The organism is Streptomyces sp. NPDC055632 (genome assembly GCF_053618675.1).
The window spans coordinates 348,161-374,920 of record NZ_JBSHHY010000002.1 but is presented as its reverse complement, the minus strand read 5'-3'; the positions used below and the strand labels follow the sequence as shown (position 1 = coordinate 374,920).

Genomic DNA, 26,760 nt, shown 5'->3' with positions numbered 1-26,760 from the left:
CCGGTTTCCCGTGGGTATGCTCGCCGCCATGCCGCCCGTCCCGCCCCCGACGCCCGCCCCCGGCGCACCCCGTGTGCGGGAGCGCGGCGACGCCTGCCCCGGGGCGCTGCGGCTGCACTCCGCCGACGACGGACACCTGGCCCGACTGCGGCTGCCCGCAGGAAGGTTGACGGCGCGTCAGGTGGAGGTCCTGGCGGACGCCGCCGAGGCCCTGGGGGACGGGCGGATCAGCGTCACCTCGCGCGGGAACGCCGAGCTGCGCGGCTTGGCGGACGGCTGCGGGGCGGAGCTCGCGGCGCTCCTGGCGGAGGCGGGCCTGCTGCCCTCGCCCACCCACGAGCGCGTCCGCAACATCGTGGCCTCCCCGGCCGCGGGCCTCGACGGACTCGGCGCCGCCGACGTGCAGTTGTGGGCCCGCGAGCTGGACGAACGGCTCTGCGCCGCGCCCTGGGCCGCCGCGCTCTCGGGCCGTTTCCTCTTCGTCCTGGACGACGGCCGCGGCGACGTCACCGGCCTCGGCGGGGATGTGACCTTGGTCGCAGTGGACCCCCGCACCGCGCTCCTGCACCTGGGCGGCCGGGCCGTGCGCGTCGCCGCCGACGACGCGCCCCGCGCCGCCCTCGCCGCCGCCCGCGCCTTCCTCTCCGCCGCCCGCGCGGCCGGCACCGGCGCCTGGCGCGTACGGGAGCTGCCGGAGGGCCACGGGGCCGGCGTACCGGAAGCACTCGCGGCGGCCGGGACAGCGGCGGAAGAGGTGCCCGAGCCGGTCCTGCCGCAGGGGCCGCCGCCCGTCCCCGGCCCCCTCGGCCCCGCCTCCCTCCACGTGCTCGCCCCTCTCGGCCGCCTCACCGCCGCCCAGCTGCGGGCCCTGCTGCCCGCCGACGAGGTGCGGCTCACGCCCTGGCGCGGAGCCGTCGTCGTCGGCGCCGGGCCCGACCGGACGCCCGCGCTCGACGCGGCCGGACTGATCACCCGGCCCGACTCCCCCTGGATCGGCGTCAGCGCCTGCACCGGGCGGCCCGGCTGCGCCAAGTCCCTCGCGGACGTCCGGGCGGACGCGGTCCCCGGCCGTCCCGGCCTGCCCGTCCACTACTCCGGGTGCGAGCGCCGCTGCGGACACCCGCACGGCGACTGGATCGACGTCCTCGCCGCCCCCGGCGGCGGCTACCTGGTCGACGGCGCCCCCGTCCCCCGTACCGAACTGGCCCCCGCGGTCACCACGGCCCGTACCGCGCCCCGCACAACGAGATGAGCGAGAACAGGATGTTCGACTACGAGAAGGACGGCACGGAGATCTACCGCCGCTCCTTTGCCACGATCCGCGCCGAGGCGGACCTCACGGGCCTGCCCGCCGACGTCGCCCAGGTGGCGGTCCGGATGATCCACGCCTGCGGCATGACGGACCTCGTCCAGGACATCGCGTACTCGCCGGGCGTCGTCGCGAGCGCCCGCGCCGCGCTGCGGGCCGGCGCGCCGATCCTCTGCGACGCGCGGATGGTCGCCAGCGGCGTCACCCGCAAGCGGCTGCCCGCCGACAACGAGGTGCTCTGCACGCTCTCCGACCCGGCCGTGCCCGCCCTGGCCGCCGAGCTCGGCACCACCCGCTCCGCCGCCGCCCTCGAACTCTGGCGGGACCGCCTCGAAGGCTCCGTCGTCGCCATCGGCAACGCGCCCACCGCCCTCTTCCACCTCCTGGAGATGGTCGCGAAGGGGGCGGGGCGGCCCGCCGCCGTCCTCGGCATACCGGTCGGCTTCATCGGCGCCGCCGAGTCCAAGGACGCCCTCGCCGCCAACACCCTCGGCCTCGACCACCTCGTCGTCCGGGGCCGGCGCGGCGGCAGCGCCATGACGGCCGCCGCGATCAACGCCCTCGCGCACGAAGCGGAGATCCAGCAGTGACCGGGAACATCGTCGGCAGGCTGTACGGCGTGGGGCTCGGCCCCGGCGACCCGGACCTCCTCACCCTCGCCGCCGTGAAGGCCATCGCCGGGGCCGACGTGATCGCCTATCACTCGGCCCGCCACGGGCGCTCCATCGCCCGCTCGATCGCGGCCCCGCACCTGCGCGAGGACCACGTCGAGGAGCGGCTGATGTACCCGCTCACGGTGGAGACCACGGACCACCCCGGCGGCTACCGGGGCGCCCTGAACGACTTCTACGAGGAGGCGGCGGCCCGGCTCGCCGCCCACCTGGACGCGGGCCGCACGGTCGCGGTCCTCGCCGAGGGCGACCCGCTCTTCTACGGCTCGTACCAGCACATGCACAAGCGGCTCGCGCACCGCTACGACACGACCGTCATCCCCGGCGTCACCTCGGTGAGCGCCGCCGCCGCCCGGCTCGGCGAGCCGCTGTGCGAGGCGGAGGAGGTCCTGACGATCGTCCCGGGCACGCTGCCGGAGGACGAGCTGACGGCCCGGCTCGCGGGCACGGACTCGGCGGTCGTGATGAAACTCGGCCGCACCTTCCCCACCGTGCGGCGGGCCCTGGAGCGGGCAGGCCGCCTGGAGGACGCGCGGTACGTGGAGCGGGCGTTCATGGCGGGCGAGCGGACTGGGCGCCTGGCGGAGGTGGACCCGGAGTCCGTCCCGTACTTCTCGGTGGCCGTCCTGCCCTCCCGCGTCGACGAGGAGCCGCCGGTACGGGAGCGGGGCGAGGTCGTCGTGGTCGGCACGGGTCCGGCGGGCGCGCCCTGGCTGACGCCGGAGTCGCGCGGCGCGCTCGTCAACGCGGACGACCTGGTCGGCTACACCACCTACCTGGACCGGGTGCCGGTCCTGCGCCCCGGCCAGCGGCGCCACGGCTCCGACAACAAGGTGGAGTCGGAGCGCGCCGAGTTCGCCCTCGACCTGGCCCGGCGCGGGCACCGGGTCGCGGTCGTCTCGGGCGGCGACCCGGGCGTCTTCGCGATGGCGACGGCGGTCCTGGAGGTGGCTTCGGAGCCCGCGTACGCGGACGTTCCCGTACGGGTCCTGCCGGGCGTGACCGCCGCCAACGCGGCCGCGGCGGCGGCGGGCGCCCCGCTCGGCCACGACTACGCGACGATCTCGCTCTCCGACCGCCTCAAGCCCTGGGACGTCATCGCGGGCCGGCTGCGCGCGGCGGCCGGCGCGGACCTGGTGATCGCCCTGTACAACCCGGGCTCCAAGTCCCGCACCCATCAGGTGGCGGCCGCCCGCGACCTCCTCCTGGAGGTCCGCTCTCCCGACACCCCAGTGGTCGTCGCCCGCGACGTGGGCGGCCCCGAGCAGTCGGTCCGGGTGCTGACCCTGAAGACCCTGGACCCCTCCGAGGTCGACATGCGCACCCTGCTCCTGATCGGCTCCTCGCAGACCCGGGCGGTGGAGCGCGCGGACGGCCGCACGATCACGTGGACGCCGCGCCGGTACGGCTAGGGCGTGTGTCGAAAGTAGCGCCGTCTGCCCGAAGGGCAGGCCCGGCGGTGTCCGGTGCGTGCGATCGCAAGGCGGAGGGTCGCCCCGATACTGGTTGTATCGGGGTGATCCCGACAACGCGGCGAGCGTGCGTGCCGGGCGCCGCCGGGCAGGCGGGACTTTCGACACACGCCCTAGGAGGGTCCCTCCAGCGCCCAGGCGGCGGCCTCCTCGGGGGTCGTCGCCACCGGGACGCCCTCCGGGACCGGAGGCCGGCGGACGACGACGACCGGGATGCCGGCCTCGCGGGCGGCGGTCAGTTTCGGGGCGGTGGCCGCGCCGCCGCTGTCCTTGGTGACCAGGACGTCGATCCGGTGGCGGCGCAGCAGCTCGCGCTCGCCGTCGAGGGTGAAGGGACCCCGGTCGAGGAGGACCTCGGTACGGACCGGCACCGGGGCCTCCGGGGCGTCGACCGAGCGGACGAGGAACCACTCCGGGCGGTCGGCGAAGGCGGCCAGGCCCATGCGGCCGGTGGTGAGGAACACGCGGTCGCCGAGGCCGTCGAGGGCGGTGGCGGCCTCCGCCAGGGAGCCCACGTCACGCCAGTCGTCGCCCTCCTCCGGGACCCAGCCGGGTCGGCGCAGGGCCAGCAGGGGAACATGGGCGGTGGCGGCCGCCCGGGCCGCGTGGAAGCTGATCCGCTCGGCGAAGGGATGGGTGGCGTCGATGACCGCGTCCACCGTGTGTGCGCCGATCCAGGCCGCGAGCCCGTCGGCGCCGCCGAAGCCGCCGATCCGGACCTCTCCCTCGGGCAGCCGGGGCCGGGCGACCCGTCCCGCGAGGGAGCTGGTGACCCGGACGCGGGGGTGGAGCAGTCCCGCGAGGGCGCGGGCCTCGGTGGTCCCGCCGAGAATGAGTACGTGCACAGGAGCCCCTTCGTGAGTTCAGGCGGCGGGCGCGAGGCCCAACTCAAGCACACCGGTCTGCGCCCGGGCTGGACGACCGGTGCCTGCGCGACGGCGGCGACGACGGCCGCGTACACGGCCCTGCTGACCGGGGAGTTCCCGGACCCGGTGACGATCACGCTGCCGAAGGGGCAGACGCCGTCGTTCGCGCTCACGGCCGAGAAGCACGCCGGGTACACGGCCATGGCGGCGGTGGTGAAGGACGCGGGCGACGACCCGGACGTCACGCACGGGGCCGTGATCCGCTCGACGGTACGGCTCCTGCCGCCGGGCTCGGGCGTGGTCTTCCGGGCCGGCGAGGGCGTCGGCACGGTCACCCTGCCGGGACTGCCCCTCGACGTGGGCGAGCCGGCGATCAACCCGGTGCCCCGGCAGCTGATGCGCGAGCACGTGGCGCGGGTCGCCGCCGCGCACGGCGGCACGGGGGACGTGGAGGTCACGGTCTCCGTCGACGGCGGCGCCGAGATCGCCCGCTCCACCTGGAACCCCCGGATCGGCATCCTCGGCGGCCTGTCGATCCTCGGCACGACCGGCGTCGTCGTCCCGTACTCCTGCTCGGCCTGGATCGACTCGATCCGCCGGGGCGTGGACGTGGCCCGCGCGGGCGGCCTCACGCACGTCGCCGGCTGCACCGGCTCGACCTCGGAGCGGACGGTGACGGACCTGTACGACCTGCCGGAGATCGCCCTGCTCGACATGGGCGACTTCGCGGGCGCGGTCCTCAAGTACGTCCGCCGCCACCCGGTGGACCGCCTGACGGTCTGCGGCGGCTTCGCGAAGCTCTCCAAGCTGGCGGCGGGCCACCTGGACCTGCACTCGGCCCGCTCCCAGGTCGACAAGGGCTTCCTGGCGGACCTGGCCCGCTCGGGCGGCGCGTCCGAGGCCCTGGCGGCGGAGATCGCCGCCGCGAACACCGGCCTGGCCGCCCTCCGCCTCTGCGAGGCCGCCGCCGTCCCCCTCGGCGACCTGGTCGCGGCCCGCGCCCGCGACGAGTCCCTGGCGGTCCTGCGCGGCGCCCCGGTCGCGGTGGACGTGGTCTGCATCGACCGGGCGGGGACGGTGGTGGGACGGTCGTCGGTGAAGGGGCCGGGGGCGTGAGACCGGCACGACGTGCGGACCGGGAGGCACGCCCCTAGGCTTGCCAGCGAACACCCGACCGAGCGACCGAGAGGGAGACTCATGTCGAAGCGTGGCAACAAGCGGCGGGCCCGGAAGAAGAAGGGCGCGAACCACGGCAAGCGGCCGAACACCTGAGCCGAGCCGTGGTGACGGAGGGGCCCCGGGGATCTCCCCGGGGCCCCTCCGCGTGTCCGGCCGCCCTCCGTGTGTCCGGCCCTTCCGCGTAGTCCGGCCGCCCTCCGCGTGTCCGGCCGCCCTCCGCGTGTGCGCGGTCGTCAGCAGGCGTGGCGGTCGCGGGCCGGGTCGTACAGGTGGCTGTCGCGGAACTCGGAGGCCGCGAGGGTGCGGCCCACGAGGATGACGGCGGTCTTGGTGATCCCGGCCGCCTTCGTCTGCGCCGCGATGTCGTCGAGGGTGCCGCGCAGGACGACCTCGTCGGGGCGGCTGGCCATCGCGACGACGGCGGCCGGGCAGTCCGCGCCGTAGTGGGGGACGAGCTCGGCGACGACCCGGTCGACGTAGCGGGCGGCGAGGTGGAGGACGAGCAGGGCGCCGCTGCGGCCCAGGGTCGCCAGGTCCTCGCCCTCCGGCATCGGCGTGGCCTGCTGCGCGATCCGGGTGAGGATGACGGTCTGGCCGACCGTCGGGACGGTCAGCTCCCGCTTCAGCGCGGCCGCCGCCGCCGCGAAGGCCGGGACGCCGGGGACGACCTCGTACGGGATGCCGAGCGCGTCCAGGCGGCGCATCTGCTCCGCGACCGCGCTGAACACCGACGGGTCCCCGGAGTGCAGCCGGGCCACGTCCCGCCCGGCCTCGTGGGCGGCGGCGATCTCCGCGACGATCTGGTCCAGGTCGAGAAGGGCCGTGTCGACGAGCCGCGCGTCCGGCGGGCACTCGGCCAGCAGCTCGACGGGGACGAGGGAGCCGGCGTAGAGGCAGACCCCGCACGACGCCAGGGTCCGCGCGCCGCGCACGGTGATCAGGTCGGCCGCGCCGGGGCCCGCGCCGATGAAGTAGACGGTCATCCCTCTTCAGAACCTTTCGTGACGGGCCGCCGCGTGACGGACCCCTCCGTGACGGACCGCTTCGTGACAAGCCCCTCCGTGACGGGCCCCTCTGCGACGGACCCCTCCGTGACGGACCGCTTCGTGACGGACCACTGCGTGACCGGCATCGCCTGCCGCCAGCCGGTGAAGCCGCCCACGGGGACGGCGGTGGCGACCGCGAGTCGGACGAGTTCCCCGCCGTGGCGGCGGTGGGCCTCGGCGAGCAGCGCCTCGGATTCGAGCGTGACGGTGTTGGCGACGAGCCGGCCGCCGGCCGGCAGCGCGTCCCAGCAGGCCGCGAGCAGGCCGGGGGCGGTCAGGCCGCCGCCGACGAAGATCGCGTCCGGGGTCGGCAGGCCCGCCAGGCCCTCCGGCGCCGGGGCGGTGACGACCTTCAGGGCGGGGACGCCGAGCGCGTCGGCGTTGCGCGCGATGCGGGCGGCCCGCTCGGGGCTCTTCTCGATCGCGACGGCGCGGCAGGCGCGGTGGGTCCGCATCCACTCGATGCCGATGGAGCCGGAGCCGCCGCCGACGTCCCAGAGGAGTTCGCCGGGGGCGGGCGCGAGGGCGGCGAGGGTGGCGGCGCGCACGTACCGCTTGGTGAGCTGCCCGTCGTGCTCGTACGCCTCGTCCGGCAGGCCCGGCGCGGCGCCGAGCCGGAGCGCGTCCGGGTCGCGCACGCAGTCGAGCGCGAGGACGTGGAGCGCGTCGGTCCGCTCGTACGGCCAGGTGCCGGCGGTCCCGTCGAGGAGCCGTTCGCGGGGCCCGCCGAGCTGTTCCAGGACCCGGATCCGGGTGCCGCCCCAGCCGGTGTCCCGCAGCAGGGACGCCACCCGGGCGGGGGTCTCCGGGCCCTCGCCGAGGACGAGGATCCGGCGCCCGGGGTGCAGGACGGCGGCGAGGGCGGCGAGCGGCCGGGCCACCAGGGACACGGTCTCGGTCTCCTCCAGGGGCCAGCCGAGCCGGGCGCAGGCGTACGAGACGGAGGACGGGTGCGGGTGGATCCGGAGCCGGTCGGCGCCGACGGTCTCCGCGAGGGTGCGGCCGATGCCGTGGAAGGAGGGGTCCCCGCTGGCCAGGACGGCGATCGCGCGCCCCTCGTGGGCGGCGAGCAGGCCGGGCACGGCCGGACGGAGGGGGGAGGGCCAGGCGATCCGCTCGCCGGGGCAGTCGGCGGGCAGCAGGTCGAGCTGGCGGGGGGCGCCGATCAGGACCTCGGCGGCGCGCAGGACGCGGCGGGAGGCCCCGGGGAGTCCGTCCCAGCCGTCCGCGCCGATCCCGACGACCGATATCGCACCGTTCACACCCGCACCGTTCACGCCGCCGAACTCTACGGGAGCGCCCGTCTCCCTTCCTCGTGGGCGTGGTCACGTCCGGGCCGCGCACCGGGGCCGGAGCGCCCGGAATACCCGGAGGGGTGACACCGTTGGACGTGATGGTTTAAGATTCAACCACTAGCCGGGAAAGGCACCCGGGAACGCGAGAGGTGAGCACGATGCAGTTCGGGATCTTCACCGTCGGCGACGTGACGACCGACCCCACCACCGGCCGCACCCCCAGCGAGCACGAGCGGATCAAGAACACCGTCGCCATCGCGCTCAAGGCCGAGGAGGTCGGGCTCGACGTCTTCGCGACCGGGGAGCACCACAACCCGCCGTTCGTCCCGTCGTCCCCCACCACCCTCCTCGGGCACATCGCCGCCCGCACGGAGAACCTGGTCCTGTCCACGTCCACGACCCTGATCACCACCAACGACCCGGTGAAGATCGCCGAGGACTACGCGACCCTCCAGCACCTCGCCGACGGCCGCGTGGACCTGATGATGGGCCGCGGCAACACCGGCCCGGTCTACCCGTGGTTCGGCCAGGACATCCGCCAGGGCATCCCGCTCGCCATCGAGAACTACGCGCTGCTCCACCGGCTGTGGCGCGAGGACGTGGTCGACTGGGAGGGCAAGTTCCGCACCGCCCTCCAGGGCTTCACCGCCACCCCGCGCCCGCTCGACGGCGTCCCGCCGTTCGTCTGGCACGGCTCCATCCGCTCCCCGGAGATCGCCGAGCAGGCCGCCTACTACGGCGACGGCTTCTTCGCGAACCACATCTTCTGGCCCAAGCAGCACACCGAGAAGATGGTCCGGCTCTACCGGCAGCGGTACGCGCACTACGGCCACGGCACCCCCGAGCAGGCGATCGTCGGCCTCGGCGGCCAGGTCTTCCTGCGGAAGAACTCGCAGGACGCGGTACGGGAGTTCCGCCCGTACTTCGACAACGCGCCGGTCTACGGCCACGGCCCCTCCCTGGAGGAGTTCAGCCGCGAGACCCCGCTGACCGTCGGCTCGCCGCAGGAGGTCATCGAGCGCACCCTGTCCTTCCGCGACTACGTGGGCGACTACCAGCGCCAGCTGTTCCTGGTCGACCACGCCGGACTGCCCCTGAAGACCGTCCTGGAGCAGCTCGACATCCTCGGCGAGGAGGTCGTCCCGGTGCTGCGCAAGGAGTTCGCGAACCTGCGCCCGGCCGGCGTCCCCGCCACCGCCCCGCTCCACCCCGCCGTCGTGAAGTCCCAGGAGGTCTGACGCCATGCGCACGCTCAAGCTGGTCGCCGTCTCGGCCGGTCTCAGCAGCCCCTCCTCGACCCGGCTCCTCGCCGACCGGCTCCTCCGGGCGGCCCGCTACCGGCTCGCCGAGCAGGAGTACGCCGTCGACGTCGAGGTGGTCGAACTCCGCGACCTGGCCGTCGACATCGCCAACGACTTCGTCACCGGCTTCCCCTCCGGGCGGCTCCAGGAGGCGATCGACACGGTGACCGGCGCGGACGGCGTCATCGCGGTGACCCCGGTCTTCACGGCCTCGTACAGCGGTCTGTTCAAGTCGTTCTTCGACCTGGTCGACCCGGCCGCGCTGACCGGCGTCCCGGTCCTGATCGGGGCGACCGGCGGCACCGCCCGCCACTCGCTCGTCCTGGACCACGCCCTGCGGCCGCTCTTCGCCTACCTGCGGGCCCTGACCGTCCCGACCGCCGTCTACGCGGCCTCGGAGGACTGGGGTTCGGGCGGCGACGAGTACACGGAAGGGCTCCCCGCCCGGATCAACCGGGCCGGGTACGAGTTCGCGGACGCGGTCGCGGCCCGGCCGGCCCGGGAGGCGGACGAGGACGAGGTCGTGCCGTTCGAACGCCAACTGGCCGATCTGCGCCTCGACTGACCGTCCGGTCCAACCGATTTGTTACGTTGGAGGCGGATCTCACAGATGTGCCGTACGACGGACGGAGGTCGGCGATGGCCGGCAGGATCGTGGTGGGCGTGGACGGGTCGGAGCCCGCGCTGAAGGCCCTGAAGTGGGCGGCCGGGCAGGCCGCCCTGACCGGGGACTCCCTGGAGGCGGTCATCGCCTGGGAGTACCCGGCCTCCTGGGCGACGCTGATGCCGGGCGTGCCGGCGGAGTTCGACCCCGAGCGGCTCGCCGCGCAGATCCTGGACCAGGCCCTGGCCGACGCGCTCACCCCGGAGGCGGCGGCCGACGCCACCCGCACGGTGGTCGGCGGAAACGCCGCGCAGGCCCTGGTCGACGCGGCGAAGGGCGCGAGCCTCCTCGTCGTCGGCGACCGCGGCCACAGCGGCTTCCGGGCCGCCGTCCTCGGCTCGGTCTCCACCCAGGTCGCCCAGCACGCACCCTGCCCGGTCGTGGTCGTCCGGGGCGAGTAGGACCCCGGCGGGACCCCGCCCCCGGGCCTTCCCGAGCGGCGGCGCGCGGCCTCCCGGCGCATGATGCCGGTGGGGCCGCGCGGTGCGGCCCGCGCCCGTGAGGAGCGTGAGGAGCCCGTATGGACATCAAGCTGGAGCTGATCGGCGTCCCCGTCACCGACGTCGACCGGGCCAAGGCCTTCTACGAGAAGGTCGGCTTCCACGCCGACCACGACGTCACCGTGAGCGAGGACGTCCGCTTCGTCCAGCTCACCCCGCCGGGCTCGGCCTGCTCGATCGCCCTCGGCAGGGGCGTCACCGGAATGGAGCCGGGCTCCCTGGACAACATGCAGGTCGTCGTCGCCGACATCCAGGAGGCCCACGACGACCTCGTCGCGCGCGGCATCGAGGTCAGCGAGATCGACGACAAGCCCTGGGGCTCCTTCGTCCACTTCGCCGACCCCGACGGCAACCGCTGGTCGGTCCAGCAGACCGTCCCGCGCACGGCCTCCTAGCCGCCTGGCCACTCAGCTACTCAGCTACCTGGCTCCTGGGGCCCGTCCGCCCCCGACGGCAGCACGTCCGCCACGACGCACGACGCGTTGTCCGGGCCGCCCCGCCCGTCGGCCAGGGCGAGCAGGGCCCGGGCGGTCCCGTCCGGACCGGCGCCGCCCGCCAGGACGGCCCGCAGCTCCTCCTCCGGCACGACCGCCGACAGGCCGTCCGTGCACAGCAGCCAGCGGTCCCCGGGCCGCCCCTCGTGCAGGCTCAGATCGGGGGCGGGCCCGTCCCCCGTCCCGTCGAGGGCCCTCAGGAGCAGCGCCCGGTCGGGGTGGGCCGCCGCCGCCTCCGGGTCGAGCTCGCCCGCGTCCACCCGCGCCTGGACGGCGGTGTGGTCACGGGTGAGGCGCACCAGGCTCCCGGCCCGCAGCAGGTACGCGCGCCCGTCCCCCACGTGCGCGAGCGCGAGCCGGGACCCCGTCCACACCCCGGCCGTCAGGGTCGTCCCCGAGCCGGGCGCCGCCGCGCCGACCTCCGCGTCCGCGCGGCGGACGGCGTCCTCCAGGGCGTTGAGCAGGTCCCCGGCCCGGTCGCCGGGCGCCGCGATCCCCCCGACGGCCGCGAGGGCGGCCGCCGCGGCCCGCTCGCCCGCCCCGCCGTAGCCGTCCGCGACGGCGAGCAGGCGCGGGCCGGCGTGCGCCCGGTCCTGGTTGGTCCCCCGCACCCGGCCGCGCTCCGAGAGCGCGGCGGCGAGCAGGGCGTGGGGCCGTACGGTCGTCGTCATACCGGTGCTTCCTCCCAGTCGGTCCAGCAGGGAGGCGGCCAGGTCGCGCCGCTCCGCCGTCTCGGCCTCGACGCGCGCCCAGTGGGCACGGACCGCGCGGGCCGCGGCCCCCGGGTCCGTGCCGTGCAGCGCGCACACGTCCCGGACCCCGTCGAGCGGCATCCCGATCCGCCGCAGCCAGGCCACCAGGCGCGCCCGCTCCACCTGCGCGCCGGCGTAGTACCGGTAGCCGGTGTACGCGTCGACGCGGGCGGGCGGGAGCAGGCCGAGTTCGTCGTAGCGGCGCAGCGCCTTGGCGGAGAGCCGGGACGCGCGGGCGAACTCCCCGATCGTCATGAGCGGTTCCCGCGCGCCGGCCCTTCCGGCCGTCCCGCGCCGTTCCCCCGCCCCGTCCCGTCCGTGCCCTTCCACCGGCGTGCCGCCTCCCCGTGCCGGCCGCCCCCGTGGCGCCCGGCCCCACCGATCCTCGACCTTCCCCGCCGGGGAAGGTCAACCGTCTCCCGTGCGCCCGCTACTTGCGGTTGTACAGCCGCATCGTGACCCAGCCGAAGACGAGGACGAAGACCGCCGACCAGCCCAGGGACCAGGCGACGTCCACGCCCGGCCAGCCGCCCGCCATCAGCTCGCGGACCGCGCTCGCCACGTGGGTCACCGGGTTGTTGTTCACGAAGGCCTGGAGCCAGCCCGGCATGGTCCTCGGGTCGACGAAGACGTTCGACAGGAAGGTCAGCGGGAAGATCACCATCATCGAGACGCCCATGACGGACTTCTCGCTGCGCAGCAGCAGGCCGAACATGGTCCAGATCCACGAGAAGGAGAACGAGAACACCAGGAGCAGCGCGACCCCGAGGAGCACGCCGGGGAGGCCGCCGTCCGGCCGGTAGCCGATGATCACGCCGACCGTCAGCATCACGGCGGAGGCGATCAGATAGCGCACGACGTCGCCGAGGAGGTAGCCGACCATCGGCGCCGGGCGCCAGATCGGCAGCGTGCGGAAGCGGTCGAAGACGCCCTTCTCGATGTCGGTGTTGACCGAGACGCCCGTGTACATCGTGATCATCACGACGCTCATCACCAGGATGCCGGGCAGCAGGAACTGGACGTACGAGGAGACCGAACCGGCCAGCGCGCCCCCGAAGAGGTACGTGTACATCAGCACCATCATGATCGGGAACGCCGTCACGTCGAAGAGCTGCTCCGGCACGTGCTTGATCTTCAGCATGGCCCGCCAGCCGAACGTCATCGAGGCGGAGAGCGCGCCCGGACGGGGCGGCCGTGACCGTCCGACGAACAGTTCCGCGAGATCCTCCGCCCTGGGGGCGGTGAACTCGGCGGTGTCGGTGCCCTTCGCGTCCTTGCCGGTGGTGACAGTGGTCATGCCGCCGTTCCCTTCCTGTCCGTCAGCGCCAGGAACACCTCGTCGAGGCTGGGCTGCCCGAGCGCGAAGCTGTCGACCGTGATCCCGGAGCGCGCCAGCTCCGCGAGCGCCCGTGCCGCCTGTTCGGCGGCGCCGAGGTCCGTCCCGTGGCCGTCGACGGTGGCGGTGAGCGCGACCGGGTCCGGGTCGAGCTGCACGGTGGCCCGCAGCGTGCCGCGCAGGACCCGCTCGGCCTCCCGCCGCCGCTCGGGGTCCCGGAGCCGCACGTGCACCGAGCCCGAGCCGACCGAGGCCTTCAGCTCGCCCTTCGTGCCCTCCGCGATCACCTTGCCGTGGTCGATGACGGCGACCCGGGAGGCGAGCTGGTCCGCCTCGTCCAGGTACTGGGTGGTCAGCAGGACGGTGGTGCCCTGGGCGACCACCGCGCGGACGATGTCCCAGACCTGGTTGCGGCTGCGCGGGTCGAGGCCGGTGGTCGGCTCGTCGAGGAAGAGCAGGTCGGGGGTGTTGAGGATGGAGGCGGCGATGTCGATGCGGCGCCGCATGCCGCCCGAGTAGTTCTTGATCTGCTTGTCGGCGGCCTCCGCGAGGCCGAACGCGGCGAGGAGCTGCTCGGAGCGCTCGCGGGCGGCGGGCCGGGAGTGGCCGAGCAGCCGGCCGAGGAGCACCAGGTTCTCCGTGCCGGTCAGGTCCTCGTCGACGGAGGCGTACTGGCCGGTGAGGCTCACGCGCCCGCGTACGGCGTCGGCGTCCTCGACGACGTCCTTGCCGAAGACGCCGGCCCGGCCCCCGTCGGGCCGGAGCAGGGTGGCGAGCACCTTGACGACGGTCGTCTTGCCGGCGCCGTTGGGGCCGAGGACGCCGTAGACGGTTCCGGCGGGGACCCGCAGGTCGACGCCGTCCACGGCCCGGTTGGTGCCGAAGACCTTGACCAGGCCCTCGGTCTCGATGGCGAGGTCGGTCATGCGGTTCCTCCGTCGTCCCCGGCGTCCGGGTTCCGGTCAGCGGGTCGCGGGGCGGCCCGCCGCGCCCTCGTGGGTGTAGAAGAAGTAGTGGGCGGCGACCGTGGTGGCCAGGGCGGACGCCAGGCCGAGCCCGCTCGACGAGAGCACGGTGGCGTTGGTGAGGCTGTAGGCGTAGCCGACCGCGATGCCCACCAGGGCACCCCACGCGGCGGCGCGCGGCACGCGGGGCAGGGCCCGGCCGTAGCGGTGGAGGGCGTAGATCGCCACGGAGAGCACGACGGCGGAGACGAGGCCGATCCAGAGCTGGCTCAGGGCGAGGGGACCGCCGTGGCGGGCGTTCGTCTCGGCGTAGAAGCCGTACAGGACGCCGATCGTGATCGGCACGGCCCAGCCGTGGGTGCTGACGTGGCGCCGCCGGGCGGGCAGCGCTGCATGTGCGGCCATGGCAGGAGCTCCTTCGTCTCGGGCGCCTCCGGCGCCTCTCACCCCCTGGTTCCCGCACCCTCCAGGGCACACCCGCGGCCGGTGCGCCGCAAGTGGATCAGCCGGGCCCGGACGCCGCGAGGTCCGCGAGGCGGGCGAGGGCCCCGTCGAGCACGGCGTGCGGCGGCGAGGCCAGGCCCACCCGGATCGCGCCGGGCGCCGCCCCCGGGCCCGTCGCGAAGGCGCCGCCGGGGGTGACCGCCACGCCCGCGCGTGCGGCGGCCGCCGCCGCGAAGGTCTCGGCGCGCCAGGGCGCGGGCAGCTCCCACCAACAGAAGTAGGCGTGCGGGGAGGTCCGGAAGGCCTGTCCGGCGAGCCGCCGCAGGACCAGGGCGTGCCGGGCGACCACGTCCGCCCGCTTGGCGGCGACGGCCTCCGCGACCGTCCCGTCCCCGGCCCAGCGGGTGGCGGCGGCGAGGGCGAACCCGTCCGCCGTCCAGGCGCCGGAGCGCAGCGCCTCCGCGACCGCCGCGCGCAGCCGGCCGGGGACGACGAGGTAGCCGACGGTCAGGCCGGGGGCGAGCCGCTTGGAGAGGCTGTCCACCAGGACGACGCGCTCGGGCGCGTGCGCGGCGAGCGGGGCGGGCGCGGCAGGGTCGAGGAAGGCCCAGGTGGTGTCCTCGACGGCCGTCAGGTCGAGCCCGCGCAGGAGTTCGGCGAGCGCGGCCCGCCGCTCCTCCCCGGCGGTCGTCGCGAGCGGGTTGTGCAGGGTCGGCTGGAGGTAGACGGCGGCGAGCGGCGCCGTCCGGTGGGCCGCCGCGAGCGCCCCGGGCCGCACCCCCTCCGCGTCGAGGGCGAGGGGCACGAGCCGGATGCCGAGCCGTTCGGCGACGGCCTTGAGGGGTGGGTACGTGAGCTCCTCGACGCCCAGGCGTCCGCCGGGCGGCACGAGCGCGGAGAGCGCGGCGGCGACGGCCCGGCGGCCGCTCCCGGCGAAGAGGACGCTCCCGGGGTCCGGGGCCCAGCCGGTCCCGGCGAGCACGGCCGCCGCCGCGTCGCGGGCCTCCGGGGTGCCGTCGGCGGCGGCCGGCCGCACCAGGGTCCCGGTGAGGACGCCGGGCCGGGCGAGGGCCGTGAGCGCGCGGGCCATCAGCTCCGACTGGCCTTCCGCGACCGGGTAGTTGAGCTGGAGGTCGACGGGCGCGGTCCCGGTCGCCTCGACGAGCGCGGGCCCCGGCGGCGGGGGCGCCGCCCGGACGAAGGTGCCGCGCCCGACCTCCCCGACGACCAGCCCCCGGCGCGCCAGCTCCCCGTACACCCGGATCGCCGTCGAGTTCGCGATCCCGTGCCGCCGGGCGAAGACGCGCTGGGGCGGCAGCCGGTCGCCGGGCCGCAGCCGCCCGTCCCGCACGGCCGCCTCGACGCGGTCCGCGATCCTCCGGTACTCCTCCACGGGGCACCCCTCTCCCATTGCACCGAGGGCAAAGTTTTCATTGCACCGAGAAGTCGGCGCTGCCTAGCCTGCCGTCATGCCCGTCTCCCGAACAGCCGGTACCGAGACCTTCTACGAGGACCGGGGCTCCGGACCCGTCCTCCTCCTCGTCCACGGCCACCCCTTCGACCACACCATGTGGCGGCCCCAGCTCGACCGCTTCTCCCGCACGCACCGGGTGATCGCCCCCGACCTGCGCGGTTACGGATCCACCCCGCTCGCGACGGACGCGAAGGCCGTCGGGCTCGACGTCTTCGCCGGGGACCTGGCCGCCCTCCTCGACGACCTCGGCGTCGAGGACTGCGTCCTCGCCGGGCTCTCCATGGGCGGCCAGATCGCCATGGAGTTCCACCGCCGCCACCCCGGCCGCGTCCGGGGCCTGGTCCTCGCGGACACCTTCCCCGCCGCCGAGACCGAGGAGGGGAAGGGCGTCCGGAACGCCATGGCCGACCGGCTCCTCGCCGAGGGCATGCGGGGGTACGCCGACGAGGTGCTCGACCTGATGGTCGCCCCGTACAACACGCACGCCGCGCCCCACGTCCACCGCATGATGTGCGCCACCGACCCCGTCGCGGCGGCGGCCGCCCTTCGCGGCCGGGCCGAGCGGCCCGACTACCGGGAGTCGCTCGCCGCCGCCACCGTGCCCGCGCTCGTCGTGGTCGGCCGGGACGACACGTACACCCCGGTCTCCGGCGCGGAGGAGACGCACGCGCTGATCCCCGGCTCCGCGCTCGTCGTGGTCGAACGGGCCGCGCACCTGCCCAATCTGGAGCGGCCGGAGGAGTTCGACGCGGCCCTGGCGGCGTTCCTGCGTTCACTCGAACGGACCGCTTGAAGGTTCGCCGGCGCGCGGACGCTCCCACGATGGGCCCATGAGCCAGAACGACGACGGGACCGCGCGTCCGGGCCAGGGCCAGAGCCAGGGCCAGCACGCAGCGCCGCCCCGCAACCCGAACGCAGCACCGCCCCGCAAGCAGAGCACCGCCGGTGCCTGGGCCTCCGGCGGCACCCTCTTCGCCGGTGTCCTCATGCTGGTCATCGGCTTCATGGACGTCTTCCAGGGCATCGCGGGCATCGCCGAGGACGACGTCTACACCCGGGTCGGCGACTACGTCTTCAAGTTCGACCTCACCACCTGGGGCTGGATCCACCTGATCCTCGGCGTGATCCTCGTCATCGCCGGGTCCGGCATCCTCAAGGGCGCCGAGTGGGGCCGGGTCGCGGGCATCACGCTCGCCTCCCTCAACGTCCTCTTCCACTTCCTCTCCCTGCCCTACCAGCCCTGGTGGGCGCTCTTCTCCATGGCCGTCTCCATCTTCGTGATCTGGGCGCTGGCCACGGACGACGCGTACGGCCCGGACGAGAGGTACTAGCGGTATGGGACGCACCGCCGGCGCCGCCGCGGTCCTCGCGGCGGCGCTCGCCCTCACCACCGGCTGCGACGCCGCCAAGGACGCGGCCGGCGGTGCCGTCTCGTCCGCGACGGCGGCGGTCGCCTCGGCCGCCGAGCGGAAGATGAACGAGGTCGAGGACGGTGTGGACGCGAAGGGCGACGTGAAGGCCGGGGAGCCCCGCGCCGACGGCGACCGCACGGTCGCGGAGGTCACCGCGACCAACCCGAAGGACAAGGACGCCGACTACACGGTCAAGGTCGACTTCCGCGACGGCGAGGGGAAACTGCTCGACTCCGTCGTCCTGAACATCGACGCCGTGGCACCGGGGAAGTCCAAGTCCGGTACGGCGCGCAGCAATCGGCAGCTCTCGGGCGTGACGAAGGCGGAGATCGGCCGGGCCCTGCGGCACTGAGGGCCCGGGGCGTCCGGAAGGCGCCTGGGTCCCGTCGGTGGCGAGGGCGCCCCGGTCACCACGAGAGCACGACCAGCGCGGAGAGCGCCGCGACCGCGAGGGGCGTCGTCACCGTCCACCCGGCGCCCGGCCGGTTGGCGGGGTCCACGAAGGCCGCGACCAGCAGCAGCAGGGCCGCCGGGAGGAACAGGAACACGCAGAGGACGGCGGCGACCAGCGACCAGGCCAGTAGACCGGTCCCGATGAGGAGACAGGCCCGGGCGCACGCCTCGGGCTGATCCCGCATGAAGAGCGGCGGAATGGTCACACACCCGCTGATCAGGAAGAACAAGGCCAGGTACGGGCCGATCAGGAACCCCAGGAACACCGCGCACCCCGCGGCCGCGACGCTCGCCACGACCCATGCCCGCTGCCGTGCGGACACTTGCCGTTCCTCCCCCATGACACCCACCCCGTTCCCGAACTCTTGAACGCGTTCAATTGAACGCGTTCAAGATAGCTCACGCGGGGCGTCCCGGTAAGGGCGGGCCGACGGGAGCCGCACGGTCCCTGCGACACTGAACGGCGTGGACCCCGACCCCGCCGCCGCGCCGGCTCCGGAGCGCGAACCGGCGCTGAGGCCCGAGCCTGTGGCGGCGGGTGCCGCCGCACCACCGCCGCCGCCCCTCCGGCCCCGGCGCCGTCCGGCCGCCCTGACGGCCGGACTTCTGCTCGTCGTGCCCGCCCTGATCACCGCCTGCCGCCTCCTGGACACGGACGGGATCACCCCCGTCCCGCAGCTCCTCTCCTTCCTCCCCTGGCTGACCGTCCCCGCGGGACTCGGCCTCCTCCTGGCCGCCGTCGCCCGCCGCCGGGGCCTCGCGTTCACCGCCGCCGTCGTCCTCGCCGCCACCGCCTGGAGCTCCCTGCCGTACACGACGTGGGCCGTCGTGGGTCACGGCCTCCCGCTCGCCCGGGTCCGCGTCCTCGCCGCCAACGTCGAGTTCGGCCAGGCCACGGACGCGCTGATCGCCGCCGTCCGGCGCGAGCGCCCCGACCTCGTGTACGTCTCCGAGTGCGACCGCGCCTGCGGGCGCGCCCTCACCGCGGCGTTCGCGGCCGAACTCCCCCACCGCGCCGCCGTCGAGGCCGACGGATCGGCGGGCTCCGTGCTGCTCAGCGCCCATCCGCTGCGCGACCGGCGGATCATCCCGGCGACGATGGGGATGCCGGGCGCCACGGCCGAGATCGCCGGGCGTTCCGTACGCGTCCAGCTCGCCCACCCGATGCCGCCGGTGCCGGGCCAGGTGGACGTGTGGAAGCGGGAGCTGGGCCGCATCGGGGACTTCGCCGCCCCGCGCACGGGCCCGACGCTGATCGCCGGGGACTTCAACGCCTCCCAGGACCACGCGGCCTTCCGCGCGATCCTGAAGGAGGGCCGCCTGCGGGACGCGGCCTGGGAGGCGGGGAAGAGCCGCGTCGCCACCTGGCCGACGGAGGGCCCGCTCCCGCCGTACGTACAGATCGACCACGTCCTGGTCGGCGACGGGTTCAGCGTGGCCGGGGTCCGCTTCCTCGACCTGGCCGGCACCGACCACCGGGCCGTCCTCGCCGATCTCGACCTGCGGGGAGAGCGCTGATCGGCCACGCTGGAAGGCATGGACAACGAGGAGATCCTGGACGACATCGGCGCCCTCGTCGAGGAGGAGCGCGCCCTGCGGCAGCGCACCGGCGGCCTCCTCCCCGAGGAGCGCGCCCGCCTGACCGAACTGGAGGTGCGCCTCGACCAGTGCTGGGACCTGCTGCGCCAGCGCCGCGCCAAGGCCGAGTTCGGCGAGGACCCGGACACGGCGACCCTCCGCCCGGCGGCCGAGGTGGAGTCGTACCGCAGCTGAGCGGAGATGCCGGGCCGGTTGTCGGACCCCTCTGACAGAGTGCGCGCCATGGAGTCGTCGAGCGTGGTCGAGTCGTTGTGGGAGCGGATGGAGGCGCGGGACTGGGACGGCCTGGCCGCCCTGTTCGCGGCGGACGCCGTCGTCGAGTGGCCGGTCAGCGGCGAGCGGATCACGGGCCGGGACGACTACGTCGCGGTGAACCGCGCGTATCCCGAGGGCTGGTCGATCCGGGTGCTGCGGATCGTGGCCGGGGACGGCGAGGCCGTCTCCGAGGTCGAGGTCCCGCACGAGGGCGTCGGAGTGTTCCGCGCGGTGTCGTTCTGGACCGTCCGCGACGGCCGGATCGTCCGGGGGACGGAGTACTGGACGACCCCCGGCTCCGACCCGGGCCCCGCGTGGCGGGCCGCGTTCGTCGAGCCCATGTGACGCACCCCGGGTGGCGGGCCGCCCGCGTCGAGCCCCTGTGACGCGCCCCGTCGAGCCCGTGCGACGGCCCGGGGCCGGGCGCGGGCGCGGCGGCGCGGGCGCCCCGCCAGTACGTTGGTGGGCATGGCGCGATCAGAAGGAGCCGGACGGCTCACCCCGCCCGCCTGGCTGACCGCCGGAATGCGGCCCGCCCCCGCGCCGGTCCCGTGGGCCGCCGTGCTGCGCGCCGCCGTCGCCCTGTCCGCGCCGCTCGCCGTCGGCCTGGCCGTCGACCGGCCCGCGTACGGGGCGCTGGTGTCGATGGGCGCCCTGTCCGGGGTCATCGGGGACACCGCCGACGCCTACCGGATGCGGGTCTTCAACATCGCCGTGCCGCAGCTCTTCGGGGCCGTCGGCGTCACCCTCGGCACCCTCGTCTTCGGGTACGGCTGGGCCGCCGTCGCCGTCCTCACCTGCGTCGCGCTCGTCTCCGGGATGATCTCCTCGATCGGCGCGGTCGCCTCCGTCTCCGGCCTGCTCCTGCTGCTCAACGCCGTCGTCGGCGCGGGCCTGCCCATGCCCGACCCGTGGTGGACGGCGCCGCTGCTGCTCGCCCTGGGCGGGCTCGTCGTCCTCGTCCTCACCCTGCTCGGCTGGCCGCTGCGGCGCGACGCGCCCGAGAAGGCCGCCGTCGCCGCCACCTACCGGGCGGTCGCCGACCTCTACGAGGCCGCGGGGACCTCCGCGTACGACGAGCGGCGGCGGGCCGTCACCGCCGCCCTGAACCACGCGTACGACCTGGTCCTGGCCCGCCGGGCCCGGCAGCACGGCCGCGCCGCCGCCCCGGTCCGGCTGCTCGCGCGGCTCAACGTCGTCGTCCCGCTCGTCGAGGCCGCGCCCGCCGCCCACCTGCGGGCCCGGATCGCCGGCCCGCCGCCCGCCGAGGTCCCGGCCGCCGTCCGGGAGCTCGCGGACGCCGTCGAGGAGGGCCGCACAGGCGACCCCGTCCTCGACCTGCCCGCCCCCGAGCGCCCCTCCGAGAAGGCCGTCGACCACGCGCTGCGGCACGCGGCGCACGTCGTCCACGAGACGGACCCCGACCCCCACAACGTCGACGACCGGCTCGGCCGGCCCGCCGCGCTCCGCGTCCGGATCCGCCGCACCACCCGCGCCGTCCTCCTCTCCGGGGCCTCCTGGCGCTACGGCCTGCGGCTCGCGCTCTGCATCGGCCTCGCGCAGGCCCTGGTGTCGCTGATCGCCGTGCCCCGCTCGTACTGGGTCGCCCTCACCGTCACCTTCGTCATGAAGCCCGACTTCGGCTCGGTCTTCTCCCGGGCCGTGCTCCGCGCCTTCGGCACCGCCCTCGGCGTCCTCCTCGCCGCCCTCGTCCTCGCCGAGGTGCCCCGCGGCTGGTGGGACGTGCCCGTCCTCGCGGTGCTCGCGGCCCTGATCCCGGCGTTCTCCGCGAAGGGGTACGCCTTCCAGACGGCGGCCATCACCCCGGTGATCCTGCTGCTCTCCGACACCCTCAACCACCAGGGCTTCGGCCTCGTCCTGCCCCGCCTCTACGACTCGCTCATCGGCTGCGGGATCGCCCTCGTCGCCGGCTACCTGCTCTGGCCCGAGTCCTGGCACACCCGGATCGGGGACCGGCTCGCGGACGCCGTCTCCGACACCGCCGACTACGTGGCCCGCGCCTTCTCCCCGGGGGAGGGCCCCGACCCGCACGCCCGGCTGCGGGCCCGCCGGGCGCTCTACCGGGACCTGTCGACCGTCCGCACCGAGTTCCAGCGGGCCCTGACCGAGCCCCCGCCGACCGGCACCCGCGCCGCCGCCTGGTGGCCGCTGGTCGTCGCCGTCGAGCGGATCGTGGACGCCACCACCGCCGCCCGCATCCGGATCGACCACGGCGCCCCCGCGCCCGCGCCCGAGGAGGCCGCCGAGGTGGAGCGGGAACTGCGCGAACTCGCCGACGGGCTGCGCGCGGACGACACCCTCGTGGAGGTCCGCACCGAACTGCCCGGGGACGAGAACGGAGTCCTCGAACCGCTCCGCCAGGAGGTCCGCGCGGCCCGCGCCATCGCCGGTCCCGACCTGCGATAAACCCCCTTCCGGGGGCGCACGGGAGAACTTACCGGCGGTCACGGAACGGAACCCTCCCCGCCGCCGTTACCGGAAGCCGTCCCGGCGACTACGATGCGCCCATTCACGGTGATCCGCGCCCGCCACCGCCGGCAACCGGCCCGGCGGACGCGCCACTTCGCCCTGTCTCACCCCCCGCGCCCCGAGGATCCGCCATGCGCACCACCACCAGCAGCAGAGGGCTCCAGCCCAATGTCCTCGGCACCTTCGACACGATCGTGATGGCCGTCGCCGGCAGCGCCCCCGCCTACTCGCTCGCCGCGACCACCGCCGTCCTCTTCGGCGCGGTCGGCGTCGGCGGCCCCGCCGCCCTGCTGTACTGCGCGATACCCATGCTCGGCATCGTCCTCGCGTACGCCCGGCTAGGCCGGATCGACGTCAACGCCGGTGCCGCGTACTCCTGGGTGGGCCGCGCCCTCCACCCCTTCCTCGGCTTCCTCTCCGGCTGGGCGCTCGTCTTCTCCACCACCGTCTTCATGGTGGCCGGTTCGCTGCCCGCCGGTTCCCTCACGCTCTCCCTGGTCGCCCCGGACCTCGCCGGCCACACCGCGCTCGCGGCGGCCGTCGGCGCCTGCTGGTTCCTGGTGATGCTGCTCGTCGTCCTGGGCGGCGCCCGGCTCACCGTACGGGCGCAGCTGATCATGTCCGGGGTCGAGATGCTGATCCTGGCCGGCTTCGTCCTCGCCGCCGTGGCCCACCGGGGCCACGCCACCGCCTTCGACTGGTCCTGGTTCGGCCTCGCCCAGTTCGACGGGCCCGGGGGGTTCGCCGCCGGCGCGCTGATCGCCGCGTTCTACTACTGGGGCTGGGACGTCACCAGCAACCTCAGCGAGGAGACCCGGAACAGCCGCCGGACCGCCGGGGTCGCCGCGCTCGTCGGCGTCGGCTTCGTCTTCGTCCTCTTCGAGGCCATCACCGTCGCCGTCAACGTGCTGCTGACCTCGGAGGAGATCCACCGCGCCGGGCCCAACGTCCTCGCCGTCGTCGGCCAGGAGGTCTGGCCCGGCGTCGGCGGCAAGCTCCTCGTCGTGGCCGTCCTCCTGTCGACCGTCGCCACCCTGGAGACCACCCTCATCCAGGTCACCCGCTCGCTCTTCGCGATGGGCCGCGACCGGACCCTGCCGGCCGCGCTCGGCACCGTCCACCCGCGCTGGAACACCCCGTGGGTCGCGATCGCGGCGGTCGGCGGGGCGGCGCTGCTGCTGTTCGCCGCCGCGGCGGCGGCCGGCTCCGTGCAGCAGATCCTCCGGGACGCCGTCTCCGCGATCGGCCTCCAGATCGCCTTCTACTACGGCCTGGCGGGCATCGCCGCCGTCGTCGCCTACAAGGGCCTGCTCCTCCGCTCCGTGAAGAACCTGGTCGTCGGCGGCCTCTGGCCGCTGCTCGGCTCGGCGTTCATGCTCTGGGCCTTCGTCGAGTCGCTGGGCGAACTCTCCACCACCGCCCTCGCCATCGGCCTCGGCGGCCTGCTCCTCGGCGTGGTCCCGCTGGCCGTGTACGCCGGGAAGGGCAGCGACTACTACCGCCGCCCGGCCCGTCTCGACGCCGTCCGCGCCCTCGCCGCCTCGGCCGCCGCCGGGGCGGCCACCCCGGGCGCCCGGGACAAGAGCTACGCGACAGACTTCTGAGCCGTCCGGCGGCCGCCGGACGGCTGCCCCGGACGACGGCAGGCGAACCCGAAGGAGGACCAGGCATGGCCGTACGCCGCCGCTCCGCGCGGCCGTCGCGCCCGGAGCGCTTCGTGCCCGACTTCGACCCGGACTTCGGGGACCGGGCACTGACCGAGGCGCGCCACGACATCGTCATCGGCCGCTGGCAGGGCGTGCGCGACCTGCTCGCCGCCACCGGCGACGACTGGGCGCGCCGCACCCACCGGATCCGGCTCCTCTCGCACGCCGCCGCGGGCAGCTCCACCGTCGAGACCTGGTGGGCCGCCGAGCCGGGCAACCCGGACTCCGCCGTGCTGCGGGCCGCGACCGAGGTGGTGCGGGTCTTCGACGCGGCCATCGCGGCCGGCCGGGGCGCGGCCGTCGACCGGGGCCGGATCGACGCGGCCGTGGACGCCTGCCGGGGCGCGGCCTCGGCCGCGCCCGCCGACCCGATGCCGTGGGTGTCGCTCCTGTCGGTGGCCAGGCTGTACGAGGGCGGGGTGCCGCGCCGCGAACTGCGCCACTGGTTCGACGAGTTGCGGCGCCGCGACCCGTACAACACCGAGGGCCACATCCAGGTGCTGCGGTACTGGTCGGCGCGGTGGCACGGCACGCACGGCAGCATGTACGACTTCGCCCGCGACGCGGCGGGCGTGGCGCCGCCCGGCTCCCCGCTGCCGGTCCTGGTGCAGGTGGCCCGGGTCGAGGAGTACCGCTACATCGCGGACGGCGCCCTGGGCCGGGGCCCGGTGCGCGGCTTCGACCAGCACTGGAAGCACGAGCTGGCGGTGACCGAGCTGCGCCGCACGCACGCCCGCTGGATCGACGGCCGCGACCCGGCGCTCCCGGTGGCGCCCGAGGAGGTCGGAGACCTCAACTTCCTCGCGCACGCCGCCTGTTACGCGGGCCAGGTGGACATCGCCAGGGAGCTGCTCGGGATGCTGGGGCGGCGTGCGGCGTGGGTGCCGTGGGCGTACACGGGGGACCCGGAGGAGCAGTTCACCCGGTTCAGGGAGGGCCTGGGGGTGGAGTGCCCCCGGGCCCGCGACTGAGACCGGTTCCGCTGTACGGCTCCGGTCAGACGCCGATGTCGCGCCCGTCCGTGCGCCAGACGGCGACGACCGACGGGCGGACGATCTTCCCGGGCCCGTCGGGCCAGGTCGACGCGGGCTTCTCGACCGACGCCCCGTCGATCTCGCCCGGGTGCTGCACGGCGACGAGCACGCGCCGGTCCTGGACGATCGGGCCGCAGGTCTCGGCGCCCTTCGGCACGGTCAGGAACTGCTTCAGCTCACCGCGCCGCTCGCCCTGCACCGCGACGCCGAACAGGCCGTCGTGCGAGCCGAGCTGGGCGCCGTCGGTGGAGATCCACAGGTTGCCGTGCGGGTCGAAGGCGACGTTGTCCGGGCAGGAGATCGGGGAGACCTTCTCCTTGGGGAAGCCGGCGAAGTAGGTCGCCGGGTCGTTCGGGTCGCCCGCGACGAGGAAGAGGCGCCAGGCGAAGCCGTCCGAGGACGGGTCGTCCCAGTGCTCGGCCAGCTCCAGGATCTGCCCGTGCTTGTTGAGGTTGCGCGGGTTGGCCTCGTCCGCGCCCGCCTTGCCGGCCTTGCCGCGGTCGGTGTTGTTGGTGAGCGCGACGTACACGCGGCCGGTACGGGGGCTGGGCTCGACGTCCTCGGGGCGGTCCATCTTCGTCGCCCCGACCTTGTCCCCGGCGAGGCGGGTGAAGACGTACACCTCCTCGGCGGTCATGCCGGGGACGTGCGAGACGTTCCCGGTGGCGAGCGGGATCCACACGCCGGAGCCGTCGAACTCGCCGTCGTTCGGGAGCTTGCCGGTGCCGTCGACCTCGGCGGCCGGGGAGTCGCCGGTCAGCTTGGCGACGTACAGCGTGCCCTCGTCGAGGAGGGTGAGGTTGTGCTCGCGGGCGGCCCGCGAACTCCCCTTCTTCATCCGCTTGCTGGACACGAACTTGTAGAAGTAGTCGAAGCGCTCGTCGTCGCCCATGTAGACGACCGGGCGCCCGTCGGCGGTGAGGCGGGGCTGCGCGGCCTCGTGCTTGAAGCGGCCGAGCGCGGTGCGCTTGCGGGGCGTGGAGTCGGGGTCGTACGGGTCGAGCTCGACGACCCAGCCGAAGCGGTGGACCTCGTTGGGCTCCTGCTTCAGGTCGAAGCGCTTGTCGAACCGCTCCCACTTGCGCTCGGTGGCGCCGGAGCCGACGCCGTAGCGCTTGTCGGTGGCGCTGGAGCCGTTGGCGAAGTACTGGTTGAAGTTCTCCTCGCCGTGGAGGGTGGTGCCCCACGGGGTGGTGCCGCCGGCGCAGTTGTTGAGCGTGCCGAGGACCTTGCGGCCGGTCGGGTCGACGGAGGTCTTCAGCAGGTCGCTGCCCGCGGCGGGCCCGGTGACCCGGAACTCGCTGGTGGTGTGGAGGCGCCGGTTGAGGTGGTGGCGGGAGACCGGCGTCAGCCTGCCGCTGCGGCGCTCCTCCTCGACCACGACGACGGACAGGCCGTGCGCGGCCCAGGCGGTCTCGACCTGCTCGCGGGTCGGGTTCGCGGGGTCGTAGCCGCGGAACATCAGGACTTCGTCGGTGTACTCGTGGTTGGCGACGAGGACCTGGCGGTCGCGCTCCCCGGACAGCGGCAGCAGGGAGAGGAAGTCGTTGTTGTAGCCGAACTGGCCGGCCTGGGCCTTCGCGGTCTGCTTCTCGGCGTCGAAGGCGGGGGCGCCGCGGAGGATGGGCTCGCCCCAGCGGATGACCACGTTCTGGGAGTAGCCGGAGGGGACGGTCACCTGGTCGGCGGTGTTGGGCGCGACGGGGGCGAAGCGGAGGCCGCGGGCGCCGTCGGCCCTGCCGGGCCGGTGCCCGTGACCGCCGTGGGCCTCGGCGGCCGGGGCCTCGCCGAGCACGGCGGCGCCGCCGACGGCGGAGGCGACGGTGACGACGGCGGCGGCCCGCAGGGCGGAACGGCGGGAGAGGACACCGGCTATGAGGTCGCCGGCGTACTCGTTGTCGCTGGTGTTGGGCACCTCGTGGAAGCAGGCGTCGCCACAGCGGTAGCGGCAGGTGAGAGCGGAACGGCCGCCTCCGTGCGGGTTCGTGCTCAGGAGCGGCAGCAGTTTGCGCACTTCGTCCTCCTCCGGCGCAGCACTGCGCC

The 26,760-nt window shown here is 75.1% G+C and carries 28 protein-coding genes; 18 read left to right on the top strand and 10 right to left on the bottom strand.

Going from position 1 to position 26,760, the window contains the following annotated elements; all coding sequences use genetic code 11:
• Nucleotides 1-16 precede the first annotated feature (16 nt).
• From ACWGSR_RS04285 to ACWGSR_RS04275, 3 genes are read left to right on the top strand one after another with little or no spacing between them, the layout of a single operon-like run.
• Entirely contained in the window at nt 17-1,252 is a 1,236-nt protein-coding gene (locus tag ACWGSR_RS04285; RefSeq protein WP_453563655.1) for a cobalamin biosynthesis protein CobG, read from the top strand.
• Nucleotides 1,249-1,899 carry a precorrin-8X methylmutase gene (locus ACWGSR_RS04280; protein WP_351971109.1) on the top strand — a complete coding sequence of 217 codons (651 nt, stop codon included), beginning with the start codon at nt 1,249-1,251 and terminating at the stop codon, nt 1,897-1,899. Before ACWGSR_RS04285 ends, ACWGSR_RS04280 begins: the two co-directional genes overlap by 4 nt.
• The gene (locus ACWGSR_RS04275) at nt 1,896-3,392 is read left to right on the top strand and encodes a precorrin-2 C(20)-methyltransferase (RefSeq protein ID WP_453563391.1); all 1,497 of its coding nucleotides are present in this window, start codon (nt 1,896-1,898) and stop codon (nt 3,390-3,392) included. Before ACWGSR_RS04280 ends, ACWGSR_RS04275 begins: the two co-directional genes overlap by 4 nt.
• 173 nt (nt 3,393-3,565) lie before the next feature.
• On the opposite strand, the gene ACWGSR_RS04270 is transcribed toward ACWGSR_RS04275, so the two are convergent.
• Nucleotides 3,566-4,297, bottom strand: coding sequence for a cobalt-precorrin-6A reductase (locus ACWGSR_RS04270; RefSeq protein ID WP_453563389.1), 732 nt, complete (start codon nt 4,295-4,297; stop codon nt 3,566-3,568).
• Nucleotides 4,298-4,309: 12 nt separating this feature from the next.
• Here ACWGSR_RS04270 and ACWGSR_RS04265 point away from each other — a divergent pair, with 12 nt between their 5' ends.
• On the top strand, nt 4,310-5,434 hold the full coding sequence (locus ACWGSR_RS04265) for a cobalt-precorrin-5B (C(1))-methyltransferase (RefSeq protein ID WP_453563386.1): 1,125 nt from the start codon (nt 4,310-4,312) through the stop codon (nt 5,432-5,434).
• 81 nt (nt 5,435-5,515) lie between these two features.
• Entirely contained in the window at nt 5,516-5,590 is a 75-nt protein-coding gene (locus ACWGSR_RS04260) for a 50S ribosomal protein bL37 (RefSeq protein WP_372460710.1), read from the top strand.
• Nucleotides 5,591-5,730: 140 nt separating this feature from the next.
• On the opposite strand, the gene cobM is transcribed toward ACWGSR_RS04260, so the two are convergent.
• Together cobM and cbiE are read right to left on the bottom strand one after the other, a co-directional pair.
• Nucleotides 5,731-6,480: a precorrin-4 C(11)-methyltransferase gene (gene cobM / locus ACWGSR_RS04255; RefSeq protein ID WP_376231812.1), complete on the bottom strand. Its 750-nt coding sequence runs from the start codon at nt 6,478-6,480 to the stop codon at nt 5,731-5,733.
• On the bottom strand, nt 6,477-7,805 hold the full coding sequence (cbiE, locus tag ACWGSR_RS04250) for a precorrin-6y C5,15-methyltransferase (decarboxylating) subunit CbiE (RefSeq protein ID WP_453563383.1): 1,329 nt from the start codon (nt 7,803-7,805) through the stop codon (nt 6,477-6,479). Before cbiE ends, cobM begins: the two co-directional genes overlap by 4 nt.
• Nucleotides 7,806-7,996: 191 nt before the next feature.
• On the opposite strand from cbiE, the gene ACWGSR_RS04245 reads away from it, so the two are divergent.
• The 4 genes from ACWGSR_RS04245 to ACWGSR_RS04230 all read left to right on the top strand — a co-directional run bounded on the left by ACWGSR_RS04245 (nt 7,997) and on the right by ACWGSR_RS04230 (nt 10,698).
• On the top strand, nt 7,997-9,076 hold the full coding sequence (locus ACWGSR_RS04245; protein ID WP_376231845.1) for an LLM class flavin-dependent oxidoreductase: 1,080 nt from the start codon (nt 7,997-7,999) through the stop codon (nt 9,074-9,076).
• 4 nt (nt 9,077-9,080) lie between these two features.
• The gene (locus ACWGSR_RS04240; protein WP_453563380.1) at nt 9,081-9,704 is read left to right on the top strand and encodes an FMN reductase; all 624 of its coding nucleotides are present in this window, start codon (nt 9,081-9,083) and stop codon (nt 9,702-9,704) included.
• Nucleotides 9,705-9,778: 74 nt separating this feature from the next.
• The gene (locus tag ACWGSR_RS04235; RefSeq protein ID WP_376231808.1) at nt 9,779-10,204 is read left to right on the top strand and encodes a universal stress protein; all 426 of its coding nucleotides are present in this window, start codon (nt 9,779-9,781) and stop codon (nt 10,202-10,204) included.
• A gap of 119 nt (nt 10,205-10,323) precedes the next feature.
• Nucleotides 10,324-10,698, top strand: a complete 375-nt coding sequence (locus ACWGSR_RS04230; RefSeq protein ID WP_376231807.1) for a VOC family protein — start codon at nt 10,324-10,326, stop codon at nt 10,696-10,698.
• A gap of 20 nt (nt 10,699-10,718) precedes the next feature.
• Here the strand turns inward: ACWGSR_RS04230 and ACWGSR_RS04225 are convergent, their stop codons facing one another.
• The 5 genes from ACWGSR_RS04225 to ACWGSR_RS04205 form a co-directional block, all read right to left on the bottom strand.
• Nucleotides 10,719-11,804, bottom strand: coding sequence for a MerR family transcriptional regulator (locus ACWGSR_RS04225; protein WP_453563375.1), 1,086 nt, complete (start codon nt 11,802-11,804; stop codon nt 10,719-10,721).
• A 175-nt stretch (nt 11,805-11,979) separates the two neighbouring features.
• Nucleotides 11,980-12,846: an ABC transporter permease gene (locus ACWGSR_RS04220; protein ID WP_453563373.1), complete on the bottom strand. Its 867-nt coding sequence runs from the start codon at nt 12,844-12,846 to the stop codon at nt 11,980-11,982.
• Entirely contained in the window at nt 12,843-13,811 is a 969-nt protein-coding gene (locus ACWGSR_RS04215) for an ATP-binding cassette domain-containing protein (protein WP_376231804.1), read from the bottom strand. The genes ACWGSR_RS04220 and ACWGSR_RS04215 overlap by 4 nt, the downstream gene beginning before the upstream one ends.
• 36 nt (nt 13,812-13,847) lie before the next feature.
• Nucleotides 13,848-14,255, bottom strand: a complete 408-nt coding sequence (locus ACWGSR_RS04210; protein WP_376231802.1) for a hypothetical protein — start codon at nt 14,253-14,255, stop codon at nt 13,848-13,850.
• 97 nt (nt 14,256-14,352) lie between these two features.
• A complete protein-coding gene (locus ACWGSR_RS04205; protein WP_376231801.1) occupies nt 14,353-15,687 on the bottom strand; it encodes an aminotransferase-like domain-containing protein in 1,335 nt (444 codons plus the stop codon).
• Nucleotides 15,688-15,763: 76 nt separating this feature from the next.
• Here ACWGSR_RS04205 and ACWGSR_RS04200 point away from each other — a divergent pair, with 76 nt between their 5' ends.
• The 3 genes from ACWGSR_RS04200 to ACWGSR_RS04190 are packed head-to-tail and all read left to right on the top strand — an operon-like array spanning nt 15,764 to nt 17,532.
• On the top strand, nt 15,764-16,561 hold the full coding sequence (locus ACWGSR_RS04200) for an alpha/beta fold hydrolase (RefSeq protein ID WP_376231800.1): 798 nt from the start codon (nt 15,764-15,766) through the stop codon (nt 16,559-16,561).
• Between the two features lie 37 nt (nt 16,562-16,598).
• Nucleotides 16,599-17,099, top strand: coding sequence for a DUF7144 family membrane protein (locus ACWGSR_RS04195; protein ID WP_376231798.1), 501 nt, complete (start codon nt 16,599-16,601; stop codon nt 17,097-17,099).
• Nucleotides 17,100-17,103: 4 nt separating this feature from the next.
• The gene (locus tag ACWGSR_RS04190; RefSeq protein ID WP_453563368.1) at nt 17,104-17,532 is read left to right on the top strand and encodes a hypothetical protein; all 429 of its coding nucleotides are present in this window, start codon (nt 17,104-17,106) and stop codon (nt 17,530-17,532) included.
• A gap of 55 nt (nt 17,533-17,587) precedes the next feature.
• Here the strand turns inward: ACWGSR_RS04190 and ACWGSR_RS04185 are convergent, their stop codons facing one another.
• On the bottom strand, nt 17,588-17,956 hold the full coding sequence (locus ACWGSR_RS04185) for a hypothetical protein (protein WP_453563366.1): 369 nt from the start codon (nt 17,954-17,956) through the stop codon (nt 17,588-17,590).
• A 142-nt stretch (nt 17,957-18,098) separates the two neighbouring features.
• Between ACWGSR_RS04185 and ACWGSR_RS04180 the strand changes: the two genes are divergently transcribed.
• The 6 genes from ACWGSR_RS04180 (at nt 18,099) to ACWGSR_RS04155 (ending at nt 24,654) form a co-directional block, all read left to right on the top strand.
• Entirely contained in the window at nt 18,099-19,151 is a 1,053-nt protein-coding gene (locus ACWGSR_RS04180) for an endonuclease/exonuclease/phosphatase family protein (RefSeq protein WP_453563363.1), read from the top strand.
• Between the two features lie 18 nt (nt 19,152-19,169).
• Entirely contained in the window at nt 19,170-19,406 is a 237-nt protein-coding gene (locus tag ACWGSR_RS04175; RefSeq protein ID WP_376231792.1) for a DUF2630 family protein, read from the top strand.
• Nucleotides 19,407-19,454: 48 nt separating this feature from the next.
• Nucleotides 19,455-19,832 (top strand): nuclear transport factor 2 family protein, encoded by a 378-nt coding sequence (locus tag ACWGSR_RS04170; RefSeq protein WP_376231791.1) that lies wholly within the window; start codon nt 19,455-19,457, stop codon nt 19,830-19,832.
• Nucleotides 19,833-19,955: 123 nt separating this feature from the next.
• Nucleotides 19,956-21,914: an FUSC family protein gene (locus ACWGSR_RS04165; protein WP_376231790.1), complete on the top strand. Its 1,959-nt coding sequence runs from the start codon at nt 19,956-19,958 to the stop codon at nt 21,912-21,914.
• A 194-nt stretch (nt 21,915-22,108) separates the two neighbouring features.
• On the top strand, nt 22,109-23,581 hold the full coding sequence (locus ACWGSR_RS04160; RefSeq protein WP_376231789.1) for an APC family permease: 1,473 nt from the start codon (nt 22,109-22,111) through the stop codon (nt 23,579-23,581).
• A 65-nt stretch (nt 23,582-23,646) separates the two neighbouring features.
• A complete protein-coding gene (locus tag ACWGSR_RS04155) occupies nt 23,647-24,654 on the top strand; it encodes a hypothetical protein (RefSeq protein ID WP_453563360.1) in 1,008 nt (335 codons plus the stop codon).
• 25 nt (nt 24,655-24,679) lie between these two features.
• Here the strand turns inward: ACWGSR_RS04155 and ACWGSR_RS04150 are convergent, their stop codons facing one another.
• Nucleotides 24,680-26,731 (bottom strand): PhoX family protein, encoded by a 2,052-nt coding sequence (locus ACWGSR_RS04150; RefSeq protein WP_453563358.1) that lies wholly within the window; start codon nt 26,729-26,731, stop codon nt 24,680-24,682.
• Nucleotides 26,732-26,760 lie beyond the last annotated feature (29 nt).

Bases quoted from the DNA above. Each gene is read 5' to 3' on its own strand.
- ACWGSR_RS04285 (WP_453563655.1), top strand. From the start codon at position 17: ATGCTCGCCGCCATGCCGCCCGTCCCGCCCCCGACGCCCGCCCCCGGC.
- ACWGSR_RS04280 (WP_351971109.1), top strand. From the start codon at position 1,249: ATGAGCGAGAACAGGATGTTCGACTACGAGAAGGACGGCACGGAGATC.
- cobM (WP_376231812.1), bottom strand. From the start codon at position 6,480: ATGACCGTCTACTTCATCGGCGCGGGCCCCGGCGCGGCCGACCTGATC.
- ACWGSR_RS04245 (WP_376231845.1), top strand. From the start codon at position 7,997: ATGCAGTTCGGGATCTTCACCGTCGGCGACGTGACGACCGACCCCACC.
- ACWGSR_RS04240 (WP_453563380.1), top strand. From the start codon at position 9,081: ATGCGCACGCTCAAGCTGGTCGCCGTCTCGGCCGGTCTCAGCAGCCCC.
- ACWGSR_RS04235 (WP_376231808.1), top strand. From the start codon at position 9,779: ATGGCCGGCAGGATCGTGGTGGGCGTGGACGGGTCGGAGCCCGCGCTG.
- ACWGSR_RS04230 (WP_376231807.1), top strand. From the start codon at position 10,324: ATGGACATCAAGCTGGAGCTGATCGGCGTCCCCGTCACCGACGTCGAC.
- ACWGSR_RS04225 (WP_453563375.1), bottom strand. From the start codon at position 11,804: ATGACGATCGGGGAGTTCGCCCGCGCGTCCCGGCTCTCCGCCAAGGCG.
- ACWGSR_RS04220 (WP_453563373.1), bottom strand. From the start codon at position 12,846: ATGACCACTGTCACCACCGGCAAGGACGCGAAGGGCACCGACACCGCC.
- ACWGSR_RS04215 (WP_376231804.1), bottom strand. From the start codon at position 13,811: ATGACCGACCTCGCCATCGAGACCGAGGGCCTGGTCAAGGTCTTCGGC.
- ACWGSR_RS04210 (WP_376231802.1), bottom strand. From the start codon at position 14,255: ATGGCCGCACATGCAGCGCTGCCCGCCCGGCGGCGCCACGTCAGCACC.
- ACWGSR_RS04200 (WP_376231800.1), top strand. From the start codon at position 15,764: ATGCCCGTCTCCCGAACAGCCGGTACCGAGACCTTCTACGAGGACCGG.
- ACWGSR_RS04195 (WP_376231798.1), top strand. From the start codon at position 16,599: ATGAGCCAGAACGACGACGGGACCGCGCGTCCGGGCCAGGGCCAGAGC.
- ACWGSR_RS04190 (WP_453563368.1), top strand. From the start codon at position 17,104: ATGGGACGCACCGCCGGCGCCGCCGCGGTCCTCGCGGCGGCGCTCGCC.
- ACWGSR_RS04175 (WP_376231792.1), top strand. From the start codon at position 19,170: ATGGACAACGAGGAGATCCTGGACGACATCGGCGCCCTCGTCGAGGAG.
- ACWGSR_RS04170 (WP_376231791.1), top strand. From the start codon at position 19,455: ATGGAGTCGTCGAGCGTGGTCGAGTCGTTGTGGGAGCGGATGGAGGCG.
- ACWGSR_RS04165 (WP_376231790.1), top strand. From the start codon at position 19,956: ATGGCGCGATCAGAAGGAGCCGGACGGCTCACCCCGCCCGCCTGGCTG.
- ACWGSR_RS04160 (WP_376231789.1), top strand. From the start codon at position 22,109: ATGCGCACCACCACCAGCAGCAGAGGGCTCCAGCCCAATGTCCTCGGC.
- ACWGSR_RS04155 (WP_453563360.1), top strand. From the start codon at position 23,647: ATGGCCGTACGCCGCCGCTCCGCGCGGCCGTCGCGCCCGGAGCGCTTC.